The following is a 217-nucleotide window of genomic DNA, read 5'->3' as shown; positions in this document are numbered from 1 at the left end:
TGCTCAACGCAGGGGAGCATAGCGGAGCCCGAGGGCGCCTTCCGAATCGGGGGCCCAGCCTCGATCCACCGGTGGCTGGCTACCACGCGCCGCCAGACGGGCGCGCTGGCTGCGTTGCGGGCGCTCGATGGGCGGACAAGCACGACTTCGCGCCCACGCCTTGCCATCGCACCCGCCTGACGACGCTCGCTACGCCACCCACCGGTGGATCGAGGCT

It is taken from the genome of Nocardioides sp. Root240, from assembly GCF_001428825.1.
Classification (GTDB): domain Bacteria; phylum Actinomycetota; class Actinomycetes; order Propionibacteriales; family Nocardioidaceae; genus Nocardioides.
The sequence above is the reverse complement of the archived record's forward strand: the minus strand, read 5'-3'. Positions refer to the sequence as shown.